The following is a 19,005-nucleotide window of genomic DNA, read 5'->3' as shown; positions in this document are numbered from 1 at the left end:
TGGAGTTATTGTTTATAGCTTGTTTTTTCTGCTCTTAGCAGCTAAAGCTTCTTGTTCTGCAATAGTGTTTAGCTTAACTCCCGTATAAATTGTCTTAGCCATATCGCCAGGGTCAACGTCCAGTGCAAGAGCTATCAAGTATAATTCTTCTCCAGAAAGTTTAGTTTTTGGGTCGTTACTTAGCAGACTTAGACGAGATTCAGTAATACTCGTCTTCCTGTAAATTTCTGCTTTGTTAGCAGATTTCAAAATTAAGTATTTACCAAGTTCTGTAAGCTCCGACTTCTTTTTCACTCTTATCGTTTTGATAAACATACCAAGTGAAATGTTTACTTGATAATTTTTCTATTTTTCATTTGATTATTTAAAGAATACTTTAGAATATCTAAACTTTTATTTTTATATTCGTTTTATAATTAGGTATTAATCCGAGTCTTGCAACTACAAAAATCTCAGGCCGTTGAAGCAAGACAGCAGAATTAATGCCCATATCTATGTGTAGATGTATATATTTGTGCATCGAAATAGATGTGGGGCTGCTGTAAATCCTTTTCAACGTAAGGCCTGAGAACTTTAATGTAGTTATGGTTGGTAGTCCCACATGTATTGTAGCTACCCCAATCAAGACTCGTATAATCCATACGAGCAATGAAAAAAATAAGTAAATCTGTATGTAATCTACTGTCGCTTTCTCCAAAAGCGAATGCAACAGCTTATGTTTTTTCAAATCCCAATCATCTCTATTGTATTTTTCCTTTTGATCGTTTGTTTGCTTTAAAGCCGAAGAACCCGGTGTAGAAGATATAAGCGGGAACAAAGAATGGAGGTTGTTATGGTTAATAGGTTAATTCTTCCTTTTAAGTTTTAAGAGGAGCGTTCCCGCTTTTTTTGTTATGTGATTTTGGTCAAGGGTGTTCTTTTAGGTCAGTGATTTTTGGCTTTGGTAAAAGGGTTGGGGGGTGATAGAAGCAAGCGGTTGATCCGCTCTTTGCCGCGGGGGCAAGGTTCTTTTTTCTTGACGAAAAAGAACCCAAAAAGTCAAGAAAGAACGATGCTTCTCCGCTCGAGGCAAACGCATGGCCCGCCGTTCTTTCAGGCCAGCGCTCTTTTGGGCAGTGGTAAATGGATAGGGGTGTGGATTTTTGAGGGGTTGCAGGGAGAAACACGAAACAAAAACAAAGAGAAAAAAGACAATAGACCTGCCGGTCATGAGGCAAAGAAAACCCAAAGCATTACGATTCCGCATCAAGTGCGGAATGACGCGGAATGGAAGGAAATTACCATCCCAAAATTTCGGCAAAGGATTGGGTTCGCAATGTCGCGGAAGGGGGGACAGTGACTATATGGGAGGTGGAGCAGGAATGCCTCATTGGACTAATAATTTTAATAAACCATCAATAAATACCTAAATATGGAAGAGACGCCCTCAAATCAGCAAATGTATGTTTTCAATCAATTCTATAGTCGATATTATGCTATGTTCGCTTGGCGTTGTACAAAAGCGGTGAAAGATGATGTAGTGGCTAGCGGAATGGTGCATGATGCCTTTTTAAATGTTTGGCATTTACGTGATCAGCTACAAGCGGCTGATATTTATACGTTTTTGAAGCAGCAATTAAATAAAGCGATTTACAATTATTATAGTGTTGCAAAAAACAGGTTTCATTTTAATCTTTTTTGCTTAGACGATTTAGCTCATCCTGATTTTTTACTGATAGCAGACCCAGAGATAGGGGAAGAGGATAAGCCCCTTGAGACGTATGATCACTTATTGGTCAAATACCAGGAGCAATGGTTGCGGGTTAAACAACTGATTCCTAATTTATCAGAAGCGCAGCAACAGATGATTAGGCTTTGTCTCAAATACGATTTCAATTATGATCGGATTGCTTATTATTTAGGCGGCATATCTGATTATGTAGTGGCAAAGCAAGTTGAAGATCTTTTAAAAAAAATGAAGCAGATATTAACGAACGAACAGAAGTTGCAACAGGCTACACAAAAGAGTGGTTTAACCTTTAATGGAGCATTAGATGATTTGCAAAAGAACGTAATGAGGATGCGTTATGAGCTTCAATATAGCTTTGAAGAAATTGCCCGTGAACTTAACATGGCAGAAACGCAGGTAAAGCTAGCCTATGTAAAGGCTTATCAGGTGTGTAAATAAATAAGATTGATAATGCCTTTTTTGCTAAATGAAAAGGGTAGATAAAAATTTGAGGCTACTTGTATAGCCGTAGGGTGCGACCATTGTTTGTACGCACTAAGATTTGGTTGGTGTTTGAATAAACTCGATTATCAGATCATACAACAAAAATCCAGTTTAGTATTTGTTGCTTATGCTGAGGATTTAATTTTTAATCTTGATTACAAAAATCTTAAACAAATGGTACTTACCAGGAAAATACAGTTGTTTATTCACAGTAAAGATGCTGAAGTGATTGAGTTGCATCATAAAACCTTGTATAGATGGCGGTATATTGTTTTTAGGGCATTGAACATGGTTACGAGTCACCTTTATGTGCAGGAACAGTTAAAAGACTTCTTCTATTTTACGGAAGAATTTCATTTGAAATTAAGTAATCAAGCCAAAGATGAAGAGGGTGTATTGAACACCTCCAAATTGAATGCAACGGGCAGGTTGTTGTCGAAGCTATTTAAAGGGGAAATTCCGAACGACATTCTATGCTGCTTAAATTACAGCTTATCATCCGCCTTTGCGAAAGAGATTAAGGATTACCGAAACGGAGAGAAATCGCTCAGGAGCCACCAGCGAAAGCAGCCCTTGCCATTTAAGGGGCGGAGTATTAAAGACTTTAAACCTGACGGAAAAGAATATACCTTTAGCTTATTTAAGATTCCATTTCGTACTTATTTAGGTAAGGACAATCAAAAAAGAACATTACTGTCGAGGGTTTTTCATTACCCAGCTAAATTACGTTCTAGTAGCATTGTGCTGGATAAGGGCAAGATCTATTTACTGGCCAATTTTGAAGTGGGAGAATTACCACAAGAGCTAGACAATAGCATAATTGCCGAAGCTTCGCTTTCGCTTAACTATCCGATTACGGTAAATATTGGACAACAGCAGTACCAAATTGGTAATAAAGAAGAGTTTTTACATCGGCGTTTGGCAATACAGGCGGCAAGACAAAGATTGCAAAGAGGGATCACTTACAATCATGGTGGCCACGGACGGAAGCGTAAAATGAAAGGGTCTGAACATTATGAGCAGAAGGAGCATCACTATGTGAACACTAAATTACATTTATACAGCAAGCGTTTAATTGAGTTATGCCTTAAGAATAAAGCGGCTACCTTAATTTTAGTGGGCCAGCAGGACAAAGAGGCAATTGCCAAACACGATGAATTTATATTGCAAAATTGGAGCTATTTTAGCGTGAAGGAGAAAATTATGTATAAGGCAAAACAAGTGGGTATCATGGTAATTGTAGAATAAACCCAGCTGTTCGAAATGTTTTGCAAGGCATTTCGAAATTCAAATTAAAGAGATTTACAATCCCTAACATTCTTATAATTATATTTCTTTATCTGAAGCTCACTAACAAACTACACTCTAAAAACGAAAGGGCCAGCTGTTCGAGATGTTTACAAAATACCTCGAACTTTTCTTTTAAGTGAATTTGTATTTCGCACTCTTCAATAACCAACCAATCTCACACTATTTTCTCCTAAACTTTAATCCACAGCCTTCAATACATGGCGGATTGAGTACCAATTGTTTAGCGGTAACTTTATAGTAATAAATAAGAGGCTGATTTATATTTTTGGTGGTGATTTCTAGGCGCACACTATCCAAAATCTTAAACTTTGTAAGTGGCTCAAAAACTTCGCCCGTAGTTTCTCCGGTAGGAAGGAAGGTTACTGTTTTCAGTTCTTTTACTTTTTGATATGTCCCACTGCCATCGCCAGGATCTGCATATTGTTCGGTCAATACCCATTTTCCGAATAGTTCACCTGTAGTTTGATCATCTTTTTTACAGGCAGTAATCAGTAAGGTGCATATTAGTACACTGGCGAATAAGAAGTTTTTCATGTTTTGCTTTTCGTACCTATACGAATCTGTTCTACAAAACGCTACAAAAGATTATTTAACTTAAACGAAAAACAAAAGGCCATCGGCTTAATCCCTAATTGAGCTTTTGATACTACCCATTTCATTAGGTCTTGTTAAGGTCTTGTTCGGGTCATGTTCGAGAAAACACCTCTTTTCTCGAACAAGTCTCGAAGAAGACTCGAAGAAGTCCCGAAGCAGACCTTAACAGAGGTATTTAATCAACTATTTTTAAGGATTAATCCTATCCTCCTTAGCCACAACGTTAAATCGAGCTGATGATAAAACAATCAGCTATACCATATCAATTTGGAAAGTGGTTTATCTATCTTTCGGCGGAGCTGGTAAAGATTCTCAAGGGTATATTTTTTCTTGGTATCGATTTAACTCATTGAATGTATAAATTTTACCTTTGAGTGAGTATACCACTAATTTTTTGTGTCTTTTAATAAAACCAATCTATCAGCTATAAAAAAAACTCATTAATGCCGGAGAAGAAAGATCACCTTATCGTGTTATTTAAGGAAATCCAATGTGGGAATACTCATGCATTTGATGAACTTTTTTTGCGTTACCACGATAAATTATTGGCATTTGCGCTGCAGTATGTAAAACAATTGGAAAGTGCCGAAGAAATTACATCCGAGCTTTTTGTAAAGGTATGGATTAAGCGTGCCATGCTTTCGAACATCATCAATCCTGAAGTTTATCTCTTTGTTTCTATTAAAAATGCCTGCTTAAATTGGCTCAGGTCAAATCACAGAAAAAACAAACTAGTTACTGTTCCTTCAGATGAGCAGTCATTCGATATAGTTTCTGTTTACCAAACTAGCCTAGCCGAAGAAAAAGAACTTTCAAGAATACTCGATTTAATAGTAGCTAAGTTACCTGATCAACGTCGAATGATTTTTAAATTGATTAAAGAGCAAGGCATGAAACGACATGAGGTAGCCGAAATATTAGGTATCTCTATTAGAACCGTCGAAAACCAATTACATAAAGCTATAATTACACTTGCAGATGCCATTAGCGGTTATTTAGGGTACGATCCACGCAAGAAAACTAGTAAAACACAAAAGCTTTCTTTAATCACTTCTTTATTTTTTTAGTAAGCAGATAAGTATAAACTAAAATTCAGGTGTCCTTAACGTATAAAGCTAAATGAAAATGTCAGCTTCATCACCATTGAAAAAGGTGAAGAAAGAAAATTTAAATAAATGAAAAAAGATAAGTTTCTATTCTTGTTATCCAAAAAGCTAAGCAATGATATTTCCGTTGAGGAAAATGAGCTTTTAACCCTAGCTATCAATACTAGTGATGAATATAAGCAGCTGGCGGATAAGCTAACAAAATATTTTAACCAACGGAAAGCTAAAAACTCAAAAACCGATAAGCTAAGAGCTGCTTGGACAATGATTGCTAAAGCCGAAGAAGAGAACTTTGAAGGAACATTTGATTATGCTGCACCAAAAAGCAAATTCAATATCTTCAGCTTCCTTAAAATCGCAGCAGTACTTATTTTAGCATTAGCTTCAACGTTAGTCGTTTATACCTTACAAAAACGTAGTCAGCAAGAAATCCAATCCTTTAACACAGGTACTACTAAATCTTTCAAACTACTAGCAGATGGTACGAAAATTTGGTTGAACAAAAACTCTGAACTGAGCTATAACAGCTCATTTGGAAAAGAAAAACGTGAAATTTCTCTTCAGGGTGAGGCTTATTTTGATGTCGTGAAAAACTCCGCCATTCCTTTATTCATTCATGTTGGCAATATCACTATAGAAGTAAAGGGTACAGCATTTAATGTAAATGCCTACAGTGGTAAACCGTACATTCAAGTAGCTTTAATAAGAGGTCTAATCCAAGTTAGCCATACATCGGATCCCGAAAATAGGATACTACTTAAACCTAACCAAAAACTAATCATCCCCAAAGCCTTAGTGCAAGGTAATACTTCAAAATTTGATATAGAACCGATCAGTACACTGGACTTGTTAAATGAAACCAAATGGACTTCTGATACGCTGATATTCCGCAAAGAAAAACTAAAGGATCTGGCTATCCGCTTAGAGAAGAAATATGAACTAAAAATTGAAATCCAAAGTGCACAATTAAAAGAGCGCCGCTTTAGTGGAACATTCACCACTGAAACCATTAAACAGGCCTTAGATGGACTAAAACTCTCTTATCCGTTAACTTATACCATTAGCAATAAGCTGGTAATCATTAAAGATTAAAGGATGAGAAAAATAATGATAGTACTCATTGTGCTTAGTTTACCTGTTCTACTTTGCGCACAAGATAGAGTGGTAACCCTTAATCTCAATAAACAGTTTATTGGTTTGTTATTTAAGCAGATTGAAGAACAGAGCAAATATAGTTTCATTTACAGTGATGATGTGGTTTCAGATACCATGAGAGTATCATTAAATGTAACTAATATGCCAGTTGCTGAAGTGTTAACAAAAGTATTGCCCGAACAACGGCTCTATCATCAAATGATTACCAGCAGGTTAATTGCAATTGGGAGTAGAAAACAATTGGGGAAAGAAAAGTCGATTTATAAAACAACATTAAATGGTAAAATAGTAGATATAAAAGGAAAAGGCATTCCATTCGCCTCTATAGGATTATTTGATGAGAAGGTACTTTTAGGAGGCAGCATTAGTAATGAAACTGGAGATTATCAATTGGCATTTAACTTTTTACCAAACTATACCTATCGTTTAAAAATTACATCAGTTGGTTTTAAATCAAAAGAAATTGATTTTACCTATCCTGATACACTTACTGCAAAGCAAATTGTTTTGGGTGATGATCAGTTAGCGCTAAAAACGGTAAACGTAACAGGAACCAAGCCTTTGATGGAAAGAAAAACAGATCGTTATATTGTAAATGTGGAAGGAAGCTTTTTGGCAAATGGGAGCAATGGACTTGAAGTATTACAACGATCGCCAGGAATTTGGGTAGACAACAATGGTAATATTAAAATAAGAGGAAATCAATCGGTAATGGTAATGATTAATGATGTAGTTCAACGCATGTCGGGAAATGACCTCGCAGATTACCTGCGTACGTTAAGATCAGAAGATATCAGTAAAATTGAGATCATTTCTAGTCCACCATCAGAGTTTGAAGCCTCAGGTTCTGGAGGCATCATCCATATCATACTTAAAAAATCGAGAAGAGACGGATTAGTGGGAAGTGTGAATACTCAATACCGTAAAATTGAAAACCGTTTTGGATATGGTGCAGGGTTATCGCTTAACTATAAAGTGAAAAACTTGTATCTCTTTGGTAGTGTATCAGCTGGGAATGAAAAGAGCGAATCCATTGCCAGTAACCGAGTTACCTATCCCAATCAGGATTTTTATTCGAGTAATACAGATCGTTATAATAATAATAACGCTGCTAAATATCAATTTAGCATAGGTTACGACTTGGGCAAAAATCAATCGCTCGGCATTCAAACCGTGCAAACAGGTACCCGATTAAACCAATATTTCAATACCTACAATAAGTTTATAGGTGCTCAACCACTTTCAGGTACTGCAAGATCCGAATGGTTCAGAAGACCTATTCTTAGTGGAACCACGATAAATTATGTATGGAAACTGGACAGCTTAGGTTCGAGCTTTAAAGTAATAGGCGATTATATTTACAGTAAAAGAAAGGAAGTAAATAACTTTTCTTCGATGTACGATGTACCTTCAAAAAATTCTACCTACCGCAATAATACCCCAAATACTACTAATGTGTATAGCCTTCAAACCGATTATACAAAAATGTTAAAGCAACAAATTTCTATTAAAGCGGGCTTAAAGTTTGCATCAACAACACGAGATAATCAAGTGATCAACGAAAATTATAGCGGGGGAAATTGGGTGCTGAATACCAATCTAAGTAATCAGTTCATCTATAAGGAAGACCTTTCTATGGCATATGCTTCAATTGAAAAGAGTTGGAAAAAACTAAGCATCAAAGCAGGCCTAAGAGCAGAACATACGCACATGAACGGAAATTCAATTACATTGAATAAGCAGTTTACACGAAACTACCTCGGGCTTTTCCCTTCAGTATTTGTAAACCAAAAATTGGATGAAGCAAAAGGAAGCGCCATTTATTTTAGTTATTCAAGAAGATTGCAACGACCTTCTTTTGCAGATTTAAACCCATATCGTTTACAGTTTGATGATTACCTAGCTCAAATAGGAAACCCAGATCTTACCCCAGAATACACACATAAATTTGAAGTAGGAAGTTATTTTTGGAAAGAGATTGCTGCAGATTTGTATTATTCAATTACTACAGATCGGGTTGCACAATTAGCGCAGCCAGGTGCTGGCAATGTAATTGAATACCAAAATCGCAATTTTAGCAGTAGTAAAGAATACGGGTTCTCCATATATGCACCAATTAAATTTTTTAAGTGGTGGATAATGAATACGTCCTTAGCGGGATATAATTTGAGATATAATTTAGATAACTATCAGATTTCACAATCTACTTTATTTGCTTCACTTCAGCATACCGTAATGATTAAAAATATTATAGACTTAGATGTATATGGTTATTACCGTTCGCCCTCTGTAAATGCAAACACAAAATCCTCGGATCAATTTAATATCGATGCTGGACTTACAAAGCGTTTATTAAATAAAAAGCTACAAATTCGTACCTATTTTGCCGACATCTTTAACACCGCTAGAGAAAAGAGCTATACCGAATATTTAGGAACTAGCATAGATTTTTACCAAAAGAGACAAACAAGAACCATCAACTTATCATTAAATTACACATTTAGTTCCGGTAAAAAATTCAATAATAAGAAAATCGAACAAAGTAACGACGAAGAAAAACGAAGGATAGGAAATTAATTTATTCATTAACACATTATCTTTTGTCAAATCCCACTGTCCCAAAGAGCGTAGGGTAGACAGGAACGGCGGGCCATGCGTAAGCCTAGAGCGTGGAAGCATCGTTCCTGACTTGATTTTTGTTAAACTTTTTATCAAGAAAAAGTTTAGAGCCTCTTCGGTGGCGGCAAACCGAGGCAAGCCAGTGCGTTGGCATCTTTACTATTGTGCTTCAGCAAGCAGAGCAGCAATGAGATTACACCAAGGATACTCCTGCGGAGCCACAGCTGATGAAAATCAGCTTCACAAAGACGATTGGTGTTAACTATTAGCCAAGGCAAGCCTATGCGTTTGCGTGTAAACAGTTGATGATATTGATAAAAAGCAATATTAAATAGAAGTTTGAAATTATATATTTGTCAATACAAATTGATAAAACAACCCAAACTATGAGCAACATTTCAAAAACCTGGATCATAACCCTAATCATCTTCCTTGGCTTAAAAGCAAATGCACAAACCATTACACTAGATAATTACTACAACCAAGAAACAAAAAAAGACAAATCAGGTAATATGGTTAGTTTTCATTACCTATGGGATGAAAAAGCATCGTCTGGATTTTCGATTTTTGGCGAAGCTTTTAAAAGAAATGGAGCAAAAGAACTAAAAACCTTAAGCACCGCACCAAATGCAGATAAATTGAAAGGAACAGATATTTTTATCATTGTAGATCCAGATAATTTAAAAGACAACCCGAAACCTAATTATGTAACGGAAACAGAAGCAACAGCAATTGCAAAATGGGTAAAAGAAGGAGGTGTGTTATTGATCATGGCAAACGACGAAGTAAATGCTGATTTGGAGCACACCAACATATTGACCACTAAATTCGGTTTCACATTTAATAAAGACTTAATTCTTCACGTTATAGACGATCAGCATTTTGCCGATGGTGAATTAACCATTGAGAATAACCCAATTCTAAAAACTGCAAAGACCATTTTTATTAAAGATGCATCTTCAATTGCCATTAACAATTCAGCCAAACCGATCTTAAAAACAGCAGATGGAAAGAATGTAATGGTGAGCGTTAAATACGGCAAAGGAACGGTATTAGCTGTTGGCGATCCATGGTTATACAATGAATATGTAAACGGAAGATTGCCCGTAAAATACGAGAATGATAAAGCAGCAAATGATATCGCAAGCTGGTTAATTAAACAAATTCATTAAAAATAAAGTTTAAAAAACCTCTTATTGCATTACGGTTCCCAATCAAGTTGGGAATGACGACCGCTTTACAATCTCAAATAAAACCACAGACCTTTCCCAAAAGCAAGGACTGGCCTTGTAGCATCCCGAAGGAGAAAGCATTAAAACTTGTGCAAATACTTTCAAAAATCACAGCCCAAAACAATGAGCCAGTTCGATCCTTCATCGAACCTGCTGCTTGTTGCCAAAAAGTTTTGATTGCTTAATCCGAGAGATGATACTAAGCCTTGATCTTTTGTTTCTTTTCTATCAAGAGAAAAGAAAGAGCCATAGGTGGCGGCGAACCGAAAACATCAATCAAAACCAAACTCTAGCCGAGGCAAGCCAGTGTGTTAGCACCCTTTTTATACCCTTACAAACGTTTGTGTAACATTAATCTCTTCCTTTAAATCAAATAATTAATAGTTTAGAGCAATCACTAACCAAACCAGCACTAACATATACATCATGTCTTTAAAAAAACTGCTTATCATCTGCATTGCGGTGTTAAATTTTCAATTCAGCAGCGCTTACGCACAAGAAGAAAAACTAAACAGTGCAGATTCAATAGCTTTTAAAGCAGTAATTTCAGGATTATCTTTCCCGAGTAAAATAGAACAAAGTACTCACCAGTTGGTGCTTCCAAAACCGGCAACAGGATATCAACTTTTTTTGTACGGATCGAGTAGAAAACCAGTTATAGCTATAGATGGAAAAGTATTTCAACCATTAATTGATTGCGAAGTTCAGTTAGTATTTAAATTAAAAAACACACAAAACAACAAGGCCTACGAATTCCCACAAACAATACAAGTAGCAGGGCAGTTTCGCCCACAGTCGGGTATAAACAAACAACCCTTTGTAATTCCTGCATTGCAAGAATGGAAGGGTGGAAGCGGTTATTTTAAGCTATTAAAAACGAGTAGAATTATCATTAACCCAACGGCAAAAAAAGTTTTACAACCAGCAGCCGAAATCTTTTTAAAAGACCTGAAACTAGCAACAGGCTATACTGGTTTAAGCATCGCAAGTGGTAAAGCAAAACCTGGAGATATCATCTTGAGTCTAAATCCTATACAAAAAAACTTAGGTAACGAAGGTTATACCATTGATATAGATCAAACAGTGCATATTAAAGCCCCATATTATAAAGGTGCTTTTTGGGCAACTAGAACTATTTTACAACTCTTAGAACAAGACCCTACGCATGCTCAGCTAGTGAAAGGTAAAACACACGATTATCCGAAATACGAAGTGAGAGGCTTGGTGCTTGATGTAGGTCGTAAGTTTTTTACGCTCGACTTTCTGAAACACTACGTAAAGATGATGGCCTATTACAAAATGGGCGATTTCCACATTCATTTAAACGATAACGGCTTTAAGCAGTTTTTTGATGGCGATTGGAATAAAACCTATTCGGCCTTTAGATTGGAGAGTACCACTTATCCTCAATTAACCGCAACAGACGGACACTATACAAAAGCAGAATTTAAAGAACTCCAGCAAACAGCTAAATTATACGGCATGCGCATTATACCAGAAATTGATGTGCCTGCACACGCATTGGCGTTTACCAAAGCCTTCCCAGAAATAGGAAGCAAAGCATATGGAATGGATCACCTGGATATCAATAACCCTAAAACCTATGAAATTATAGACAATGTGTTTAAAGAATACATAAGCGGAAAAGATCCTGTATTTGTAGATCCGGAAGTCCATATTGGAACCGATGAATATGCGAAAAAAGAAGCAGAAAGCTTTAGAGCATTCACCGATCATTACATCCGTTTTGTACAAAGCTTCGGTAAAAAAGTACGCCTATGGGGTGCATTAACTCATGCGCAAGGTAAAACACCAGTAAGTGCAAAAGGGGTAACCATGAACGCGTGGTATAATGGCTATGCAGAACCTAAAGAAATGGTGCGCTTGGGCTACGATCAAATTAGTACACCAGATGGTTGGTTGTACATTGTGCCTGCCGCAGGTTATTATTACGATTTCCTCAATGTAAAACGTCTTTACCAAAGCTGGGAACCTAATCAAATTGGTAATGTAGTCTTCCCAATGGGACATCCTAAAATAAGAGGCGGTATGTTTGCCGTATGGAACGACCATGTAGGCAACGGCATTACCATGAAAGATGTGCATCAACGGGTTTTTCCTGCGCTACAAGTGTTAGCAGAAAAAATGTGGACAGGAAAAACAACATTGGCTAACTGGGATGACTTTGCTAAAAACAGCACTAAAATAGGCGAGGGGCCTGGACTAAACATGCGGGCTATCGTGAAGTCTACGACAACCGATTCGCTAGTCTTGAAAAATGAGTTGCGTACTAAAACATCAACATCAATTCAATTACCTTTAAAAGAAATCGGCTATCCTTATTCAGTTGCTTTCACCTTGCAGCCAGCTATAGGTAGCAAAGACGATATTACTTTGTTTAAATCTGAAAATGCCCGAGTATTCCTTTTAAAGAATGATGGATTAAAATTAGGGTTCAGTAGAGAGAACTATACCGATCTTTTCGATTTTGTATTTGAACCAGATAAAACCTATAAAATTGTGCTCACAGGAAATGAAAAAGGCACATGGTTATATATAGATGGAAAGTTAGTCCAGAAAATGGAAGATAAAAAATTAAGCTTTCCAAACACAAAAGATAAAATAAGTAGGATGCAAACTTTGGTATTTCCTTTAAATGAGGTAGGCGATACCAAAAACCAAGTGTACAACTTAATTTCAAACCTAAAAGTGTATAACAAGCGATTAAACGAACTATCAATTACCAATTTAAGTGGGATGTAGTAGGCACATCTAGTGGATGAATTACACATAAACAAACGTTTGTGCTATATTAATTTCATTGGTTAAATCAAATAATTCTAGTTTAGAACAACCAAATATCATACTAAATCATGTCGCTAAAAACTAAACTGCTAATGGTAAGCATTGGCTTGTTAATTGTTCAGTTCAGCAAAGCTCAAACAGGTAGTCAACAACCAACTGCTAAAGCATGGACAGCCGATAAAGGTGATGGCACGTACAAAAACCCTTTACTTTGGGGCGATTGGGCAGATCCAGATGTGATTAGAGTAGGCGATGATTTTTATTTCGTTTCTACCAGTATGCAATATGTGCCCGGTGCTCCTATTTTACACTCTAAAGATTTAGTAAACTGGGAAATGGCTGGTTATGCCATTAATAAATACGATGAAGACCCACGTTATAATCTACAAGGAGGTTCATTGTACCGCAATGGCTCTTGGGCATCAACCATCCGTTATCATAATGGATTATTTTACGTAGGGTTTTGTACACCATACGGACAAGGCATTAAAGATGGTCATTTCTCTATCTGTACCGCAAAAGATATCAAAGGCCCTTGGAAGCGAACTATTTTCCCAGAGTATATGTACGACCCGGGTTTGTTTTTTGATGATAATGGAAAAGTATATGTAGCACATGGACAAGAAAAACTCTTCATCACCGAACTAAATGCCGATGCTTTATCGGTAAAAACACCACAAAAAGAAATCTATAACAATAAGAGTTATCCCTACTTAGAAGGTTCTCACATGTACAAAGTGAATGGGAAGTATTATATTTTGGCCACAACTGGAGGTACGAAAGGTCGACAAATTTGTTTACGATCCGACAATGTATACGGCCCTTACGAATCGAAAGTGGTCATTAAAGACGATAAGCTATATCCTGGAAATTTTCTACATCAAGGCGGAATGCTGCAACTTAAAGATGGTTCGTGGTGGTTTATAATTATGCAAGATCGCGGAGCAATAGGTCGTGTGCCTAACCTAGAACCTGTTACTTGGGTAGATGGTTGGCCAATGTTAGGCGTAGATGGCAAAGGAGTAGCCAGTTATACAAAACCAAACGTTGGTAAAACCTATCCTGTAAAAGTACCTGCCACATCCGATGAATTTAATCAACCCACATTAAGTTTACAATGGCAATGGAACCACAATCCCGATAACGAAAAATGGTCGTTAAAAGAACGAAAAGGCTACATGCGTTTACATGCATCAGTTGCAAATGATATCACAATGGCACGCAATACACTTACCCAACGCGTTCAAGGCCCAGCCTCAGAAGGTATTATTGAAATGGAAGTGTCAGGTTTAAAAGATGGGAATAGCGCAGGATTTGGAATTTTTCAGAAGCCACATGCCTATATCGCTGTAAAGAAAGTGAGCAATGAGAAAATACTCATCATGGTCAATGATAACAAAGTGATAGATAGTGTTAAAAATTTTACAGCCAACAAAATCTGGTTAAAAGCTAACGCCACACACATAGGTTATAAAGCTACATTCTCTTACAGTGTAGATGGAAATACGTTTATCCCATTTGGCAATCAATTAAACATGGATCTTGGTTACGACTGGACAGCCAATCGCTTTGCGCTATTAAATTTCAGCACCAAAAAAGAAGGAGAGGGTGGCTATGCAGATTTTAATTGGTTTCACTTTAACGGACAAAATAGCTTAGAATCCGATCCCTCAACCTTTGTAACGCCTATTAATTGGAACAAGTTTCAAAAAAAGGTACCGAACACCGAAATTGCGAATACAGTAAAAACTACCTTGCTCAACGCCAATAGATATGCACTCAGCACATGGTTCCACAACGTGAAAAAATATCAGCTAGATTCAAGTGGGTACCTAGACCTAAAAAGCAAATCTAAAGTAAATGAATATCGATATCGTTTTCCTGCTGCAATGGCATTTGGTTTAGCCATATCCATTAAAACAGGAATATACAACCCTACTATAACAGGAGTATCGTTAAAAGAAGCGAAAGAAAAAGCCATCCTTTTAGCAACTTCGGTAGCGTACGACCATAAAGTTAATGGCACCAACAAAGTGTGGGGTGGCGATTGGCAAGCAGCACATTGGGCATATTATACAGGTTATTCGGCATGGCTACTATGGGATGAACTTTCAACCAAAGACCAAGCAAACATTATAAAAATGATGGTTGCAGAAGCAGATCGTTTTCTACCCACAGCACCACTATATTATAAAGACAACACAGGGAAAGTACTTTTTGTAGGCGACTCTAAAATTGAAGAAGATGCTTGGAATGCCGAATTATTGTACTTAGCAGCAGTCATGTTGCCAAACCACCCTAACTCCAACAAATGGTTATCCAAGTCAGTCGAATATTTAATTGCGGCAACCTCTTTACCAACCGATTTAACCAATCCGAAAATATTACACGGACAACCAGTGAGCAGTTGGATAAAAGGCTATAACATGGAAGAACCTGGTTTTGTCATCAATCATGGTATCATTCATCCACAGTACAATGCATTGGCTTCCATGATCAATGCGCCGATTGTATTCTCATTGGCCGAAAAACCAACACCAGAAGCAGCACGTTTCAACCTCGATAAAATTTACTACTCCGTAACAACACATCGATTTTCTTCCCCGCCTTATAAAGCGCCAGGCGGTACCATGTATCAAGAAGGATCGCCCGAAGTTTATTATCCCGAAGGTTCTGATTGGGGTTTTGGCGTGTACGATAATTTTGCCAATCTCGATGTCGCTGCCTTTACCTATGGCTGGGATAAGCTAGCACAAAAGCATAAAGGGCAATATTGGGCCAAACTCCATATACAAAAAGTGTTAGCGCAACAAAATCGCTTTGCCGACAAGCATACCTATGCTGATGATCACGAAAACAGCTATCTAGGAAAAGAAGAAGCAATTGCCAGTAGAATGGGTTCTGCATGGATGACCGTATGGTTGCAACAACAAGTGCCAGCCGTGTATGATAATAAGCCTATGGTGAACAATGACTAAAAAATACTCATATCAGCTGTTCAAAATATTCTGCAAGACATCTCGACTTTTCATTATATAAATCAGCATCCAATAACACGCTCTTCATTGCGAAGGAGACCCTTCGTCGACTTTGGCAATCTCCATCATACAAATAGATAAATAAAGCCAACCAAATAGGAGATTGCCACTCCCGATGAAATATCGGTATCGCAAAGACGGACATGGTGGCAAAAACGGCCGCCTTACAACCATTCTCAAAAACTAGCACCATCCAAATAAGCTAAAGAAACTTTTCATAGGCTTTGGCACTCATACCTGTTATTCTTTTAAAAGTTCTGGAGAAATGAGACAGACTTTCAAACCCAGTCATTTTTGCTATTTCTGTGTATTTTGATCGAGATGTCATGATTAGGTATTGAGCTCTTTCAATCCTTTTTTCATTAATATAGGCAAGAGGGCGCATACCAGTGTATTGCTCAAAAAGTCTAGAAAAATATTCAGGATTGAGATAAACCCGTTCTGCCATTGATTTAACCGATAATGGCGTATGCAAATTTATAACGATATAACTTATTGTATCCAATATTTTAACAGGAATGTGTTCCCGTTTCCTTTGTACAATAATTTCAGGTGAAGTGAACCGAGCGACCAATTGTAGCAGAATTCCTTGAGTTTCTAGAAATTGTGAAGTGTTTTGCTTCATGTTCAATTCCTGATATTCCTTATAATAAACATCCTTTTCGTAAATTTTCGGATCATCTGATCTGTTTATCCCCCGCCCAGGATTAATGCTCAGCAGTCGTTTAAAATTTATAACATCAACTTCTTGTGCCTCTACTTTAAATATTGATCTATTAGAAGCAAATAGTGACATCCCATCAGAAGACTCTTCGAAAAACTGTATAAAATATTGCTCCAAAAAACTATCACAAGATAAATTGCATAATGTAAAGCTCGGAATGATGTACAAATAGCCCTTCTCGAGTTTTAATTTCTTTTCAAAGTGAGATATTTCTCCCTCACCTCCCGTAATATAATAGACGCGATGATAAGGGCTGACCACATTTCTATAGTTCCATTTCGAGTCCAGTTTAACCAAATCAACATTCATCAATGAGAAACTGTGAGTAAGTATTCTTTTGATCATATTTTAAAGTAACAAGTAGTATAAAGTCTGTTTTGATAAAAAACATGTCTGTTTTTGTCTAAAATAAACAAAATTCTACTGATTACATTTGATAAGCTGAAAGATGTTGTTAAATCTACTAAAGCAAACCAATCCATTGCCTAAATAGGAGAGTGTGCAAACCAAATGTATAACTAAATGAAACGAAGAACCTTAATCAAAAGCGGTCTTGTAGGACTGGCCTCTTTATATACCTCCCGAACTTTTGCACATTTACAATTACCTAATGCTCTGCCCGTTGGTGCAGGAGAAACTTTTCTGCCGACATGGGATTCCCTTGCACAATACCAGGTTCCGGATTGGTTTAGGGATGCCAAGTTTGGTATTTGGGCACACTGGGGACCTCAATGCCAGCCCGAGCGTGGTGATTGGTATGGACGTGGTATGTACCAAGAAGGTAGTGATCAGTACAATTACCACTGCGAAAAATACGGGCATCCGTCTAAATTTGGTTTTAAGGATGTTATTAATGAATGGAAAGCTGAGCGCTGGGATCCCGAATACCTTGTTAGTTTATATAAAAAAGCAGGGGCAAGGTACTTTATGGCGCTTGCCAACCACCATGATAACTTTGATCTTTTTGATAGCAAGCACCATCGCTGGAATTCACTTAACCTGGGACCTAAAAAAGACCTGATGGCTGGCTGGGCAAAAGCCGCCAAAAGACAAGGACTACCACTTGGTGTAAGCGTTCATTCGGCGCATGCCTGGAGCTGGTATGAAACTGCTCAGCGCTCAGACAAAAAAGGTCCATTAGCAGGAGTTCCCTATGATGGGAATATAACTGCTGAACAAGGTAATGGAACTTGGTGGCAGGGGTATAATCCACAGGAATTGTATGCCCAAAATCATCCGCTAAGTAAAGGCAGTAATAACGATCGTGAAATTCATGATCAGTGGAACTGGGGTGGTGGTGTATACCCGCCATCAAAAGCATATTGTGAAAACTTCTATGATCGTACAATTGATCTGATTGAAAAATATAACCCCGATCTGATATATTTCGATGATACTGCGCTACCGCTTTGGCCAGTGAGTGATGCAGGACTTCGCATTGCTGCACATCTATATAACAAGAGTATTCGTAAAAACGGAAAGCTTAATGCAGTGATCTGTGGTAAAATTTTAGATGCTCAACAGCGAAAATGTATGGTTTGGGATATTGAACGTGGTCAAAGTAATAGAATAGAACCACTGCCATGGCAAACTGATACCTGCATTGGTTCCTGGCATTACGATCGAAGGATTTACGATAATAACCGCTATAAATCTGCGAAAACAGTTATCCATACCCTAGTTGATGTCATTAGTAAAAATGGAAATCTGATGCTCAATGTTCCGTTAAGAGGTGATGGTTCAATTGATGAGAAGGAACTTTCTGTTGTTGAAGACATCGGAAAATGGATGGCGATAAATAGTGAGGCCATATATGGAACACGTCCATGGAAAGTCTTTGGTGAAGGTCCTGCCATGGAAGCTGCCGCCCCATTAAGTGGACAAGGCTTCAATGAAGGTAAAGGAAAACCCTTCGGCTCTGCTGATATACGCTTTGTAACTAAAGGCAAAACCCTCTATGCAACACTATTGGGATGGCCTACAGATCAGACAGCGCTTATCAAAACCTTAAAAGCGGGACCATATGGAAAGGTAGAAAAAGTAAGTCTGATGGGTCATGGTAAGAAACTTGATTTCAGCCAAACAGCCGATGGGTTGAAAGTCAGTCTGCCAGAGCAACCTACTGGAAATATTGCCTTTGTACTTAAATTGGAAGGGTCTTTTGTTTAATCACGGATAAAAAAGACTGCTGATGGATCAAATAGTTCAA

General features: G+C 37.5%; 12 protein-coding genes. 9 read left to right on the top strand and 3 right to left on the bottom strand.

The window, feature by feature from the left end:
* Positions 1–12: 12 nt before the first annotated feature.
* On the bottom strand, positions 13–294 hold the full coding sequence (locus GM921_RS06705) for a helix-turn-helix domain-containing protein (RefSeq protein WP_202985635.1): 282 nt from the start codon (positions 292–294) through the stop codon (positions 13–15).
* Between the two features lie 1,117 nt (positions 295–1,411).
* Between GM921_RS06705 and GM921_RS06700 the strand changes: the two genes are divergently transcribed.
* A complete protein-coding gene (locus GM921_RS06700; protein WP_182921823.1) occupies positions 1,412–2,167 on the top strand; it encodes a sigma factor-like helix-turn-helix DNA-binding protein in 756 nt (251 codons plus the stop codon).
* A 114-nt stretch (positions 2,168–2,281) separates the two neighbouring features.
* Positions 2,282–3,460: a hypothetical protein gene (locus GM921_RS06695; protein ID WP_182921822.1), complete on the top strand. Its 1,179-nt coding sequence runs from the start codon at positions 2,282–2,284 to the stop codon at positions 3,458–3,460.
* A 222-nt stretch (positions 3,461–3,682) separates the two neighbouring features.
* On the opposite strand, the gene GM921_RS06690 is transcribed toward GM921_RS06695, so the two are convergent.
* The gene (locus tag GM921_RS06690) at positions 3,683–4,057 is read right to left on the bottom strand and encodes a hypothetical protein (protein WP_182921821.1); all 375 of its coding nucleotides are present in this window, start codon (positions 4,055–4,057) and stop codon (positions 3,683–3,685) included.
* A 503-nt stretch (positions 4,058–4,560) separates the two neighbouring features.
* On the opposite strand from GM921_RS06690, the gene GM921_RS06685 reads away from it, so the two are divergent.
* The 6 genes from GM921_RS06685 to GM921_RS06660 all read left to right on the top strand — a co-directional run bounded on the left by GM921_RS06685 (position 4,561) and on the right by GM921_RS06660 (position 16,012).
* Positions 4,561–5,184, top strand: coding sequence for an RNA polymerase sigma-70 factor (locus GM921_RS06685; RefSeq protein ID WP_202985634.1), 624 nt, complete (start codon positions 4,561–4,563; stop codon positions 5,182–5,184).
* A 108-nt stretch (positions 5,185–5,292) separates the two neighbouring features.
* A complete protein-coding gene (locus GM921_RS06680) occupies positions 5,293–6,315 on the top strand; it encodes a FecR family protein (protein ID WP_182921820.1) in 1,023 nt (340 codons plus the stop codon).
* A 15-nt stretch (positions 6,316–6,330) separates the two neighbouring features.
* On the top strand, positions 6,331–8,955 hold the full coding sequence (locus GM921_RS06675) for a TonB-dependent receptor domain-containing protein (RefSeq protein WP_182921819.1): 2,625 nt from the start codon (positions 6,331–6,333) through the stop codon (positions 8,953–8,955).
* Positions 8,956–9,383: 428 nt separating this feature from the next.
* Positions 9,384–10,169 (top strand): hypothetical protein, encoded by a 786-nt coding sequence (locus GM921_RS06670; RefSeq protein ID WP_182921818.1) that lies wholly within the window; start codon positions 9,384–9,386, stop codon positions 10,167–10,169.
* 486 nt (positions 10,170–10,655) lie between these two features.
* The gene (locus tag GM921_RS06665; protein WP_182921817.1) at positions 10,656–12,992 is read left to right on the top strand and encodes a family 20 glycosylhydrolase; all 2,337 of its coding nucleotides are present in this window, start codon (positions 10,656–10,658) and stop codon (positions 12,990–12,992) included.
* Between the two features lie 110 nt (positions 12,993–13,102).
* Entirely contained in the window at positions 13,103–16,012 is a 2,910-nt protein-coding gene (locus tag GM921_RS06660; RefSeq protein WP_182921816.1) for a glycoside hydrolase family 43 protein, read from the top strand.
* 262 nt (positions 16,013–16,274) lie between these two features.
* On the opposite strand, the gene GM921_RS06655 is transcribed toward GM921_RS06660, so the two are convergent.
* Positions 16,275–17,141 (bottom strand): helix-turn-helix domain-containing protein, encoded by an 867-nt coding sequence (locus GM921_RS06655; protein WP_182921815.1) that lies wholly within the window; start codon positions 17,139–17,141, stop codon positions 16,275–16,277.
* 177 nt (positions 17,142–17,318) lie between these two features.
* Between GM921_RS06655 and GM921_RS06650 the strand changes: the two genes are divergently transcribed.
* On the top strand, positions 17,319–18,965 hold the full coding sequence (locus tag GM921_RS06650; RefSeq protein WP_182921814.1) for an alpha-L-fucosidase: 1,647 nt from the start codon (positions 17,319–17,321) through the stop codon (positions 18,963–18,965).
* The last annotated feature ends 40 nt before the right edge of the window (positions 18,966–19,005 follow it).

Source organism: Pedobacter planticolens (assembly GCF_014172375.1).
In the GTDB taxonomy this organism is placed as follows: domain Bacteria; phylum Bacteroidota; class Bacteroidia; order Sphingobacteriales; family Sphingobacteriaceae; genus Pedobacter; species Pedobacter planticolens.
The sequence above is the reverse complement of the archived record's forward strand: the minus strand, read 5'-3'. Positions and strand labels throughout refer to the sequence as shown.

Coding starts and splice junctions, on each gene's coding strand:
- GM921_RS06700 (WP_182921823.1), top strand. CDS start 1,412: ATGGAAGAGACGCCCTCAAATCAGCAAATGTATGTTTTCAATCAATTC.
- GM921_RS06690 (WP_182921821.1), bottom strand. CDS start 4,057: ATGAAAAACTTCTTATTCGCCAGTGTACTAATATGCACCTTACTGATT.
- GM921_RS06685 (WP_202985634.1), top strand. CDS start 4,561: ATGCCGGAGAAGAAAGATCACCTTATCGTGTTATTTAAGGAAATCCAA.
- GM921_RS06680 (WP_182921820.1), top strand. CDS start 5,293: ATGAAAAAAGATAAGTTTCTATTCTTGTTATCCAAAAAGCTAAGCAAT.
- GM921_RS06675 (WP_182921819.1), top strand. CDS start 6,331: ATGATAGTACTCATTGTGCTTAGTTTACCTGTTCTACTTTGCGCACAA.
- GM921_RS06670 (WP_182921818.1), top strand. CDS start 9,384: ATGAGCAACATTTCAAAAACCTGGATCATAACCCTAATCATCTTCCTT.
- GM921_RS06665 (WP_182921817.1), top strand. CDS start 10,656: ATGTCTTTAAAAAAACTGCTTATCATCTGCATTGCGGTGTTAAATTTT.
- GM921_RS06660 (WP_182921816.1), top strand. CDS start 13,103: ATGTCGCTAAAAACTAAACTGCTAATGGTAAGCATTGGCTTGTTAATT.
- GM921_RS06655 (WP_182921815.1), bottom strand. CDS start 17,141: ATGATCAAAAGAATACTTACTCACAGTTTCTCATTGATGAATGTTGAT.
- GM921_RS06650 (WP_182921814.1), top strand. CDS start 17,319: ATGAAACGAAGAACCTTAATCAAAAGCGGTCTTGTAGGACTGGCCTCT.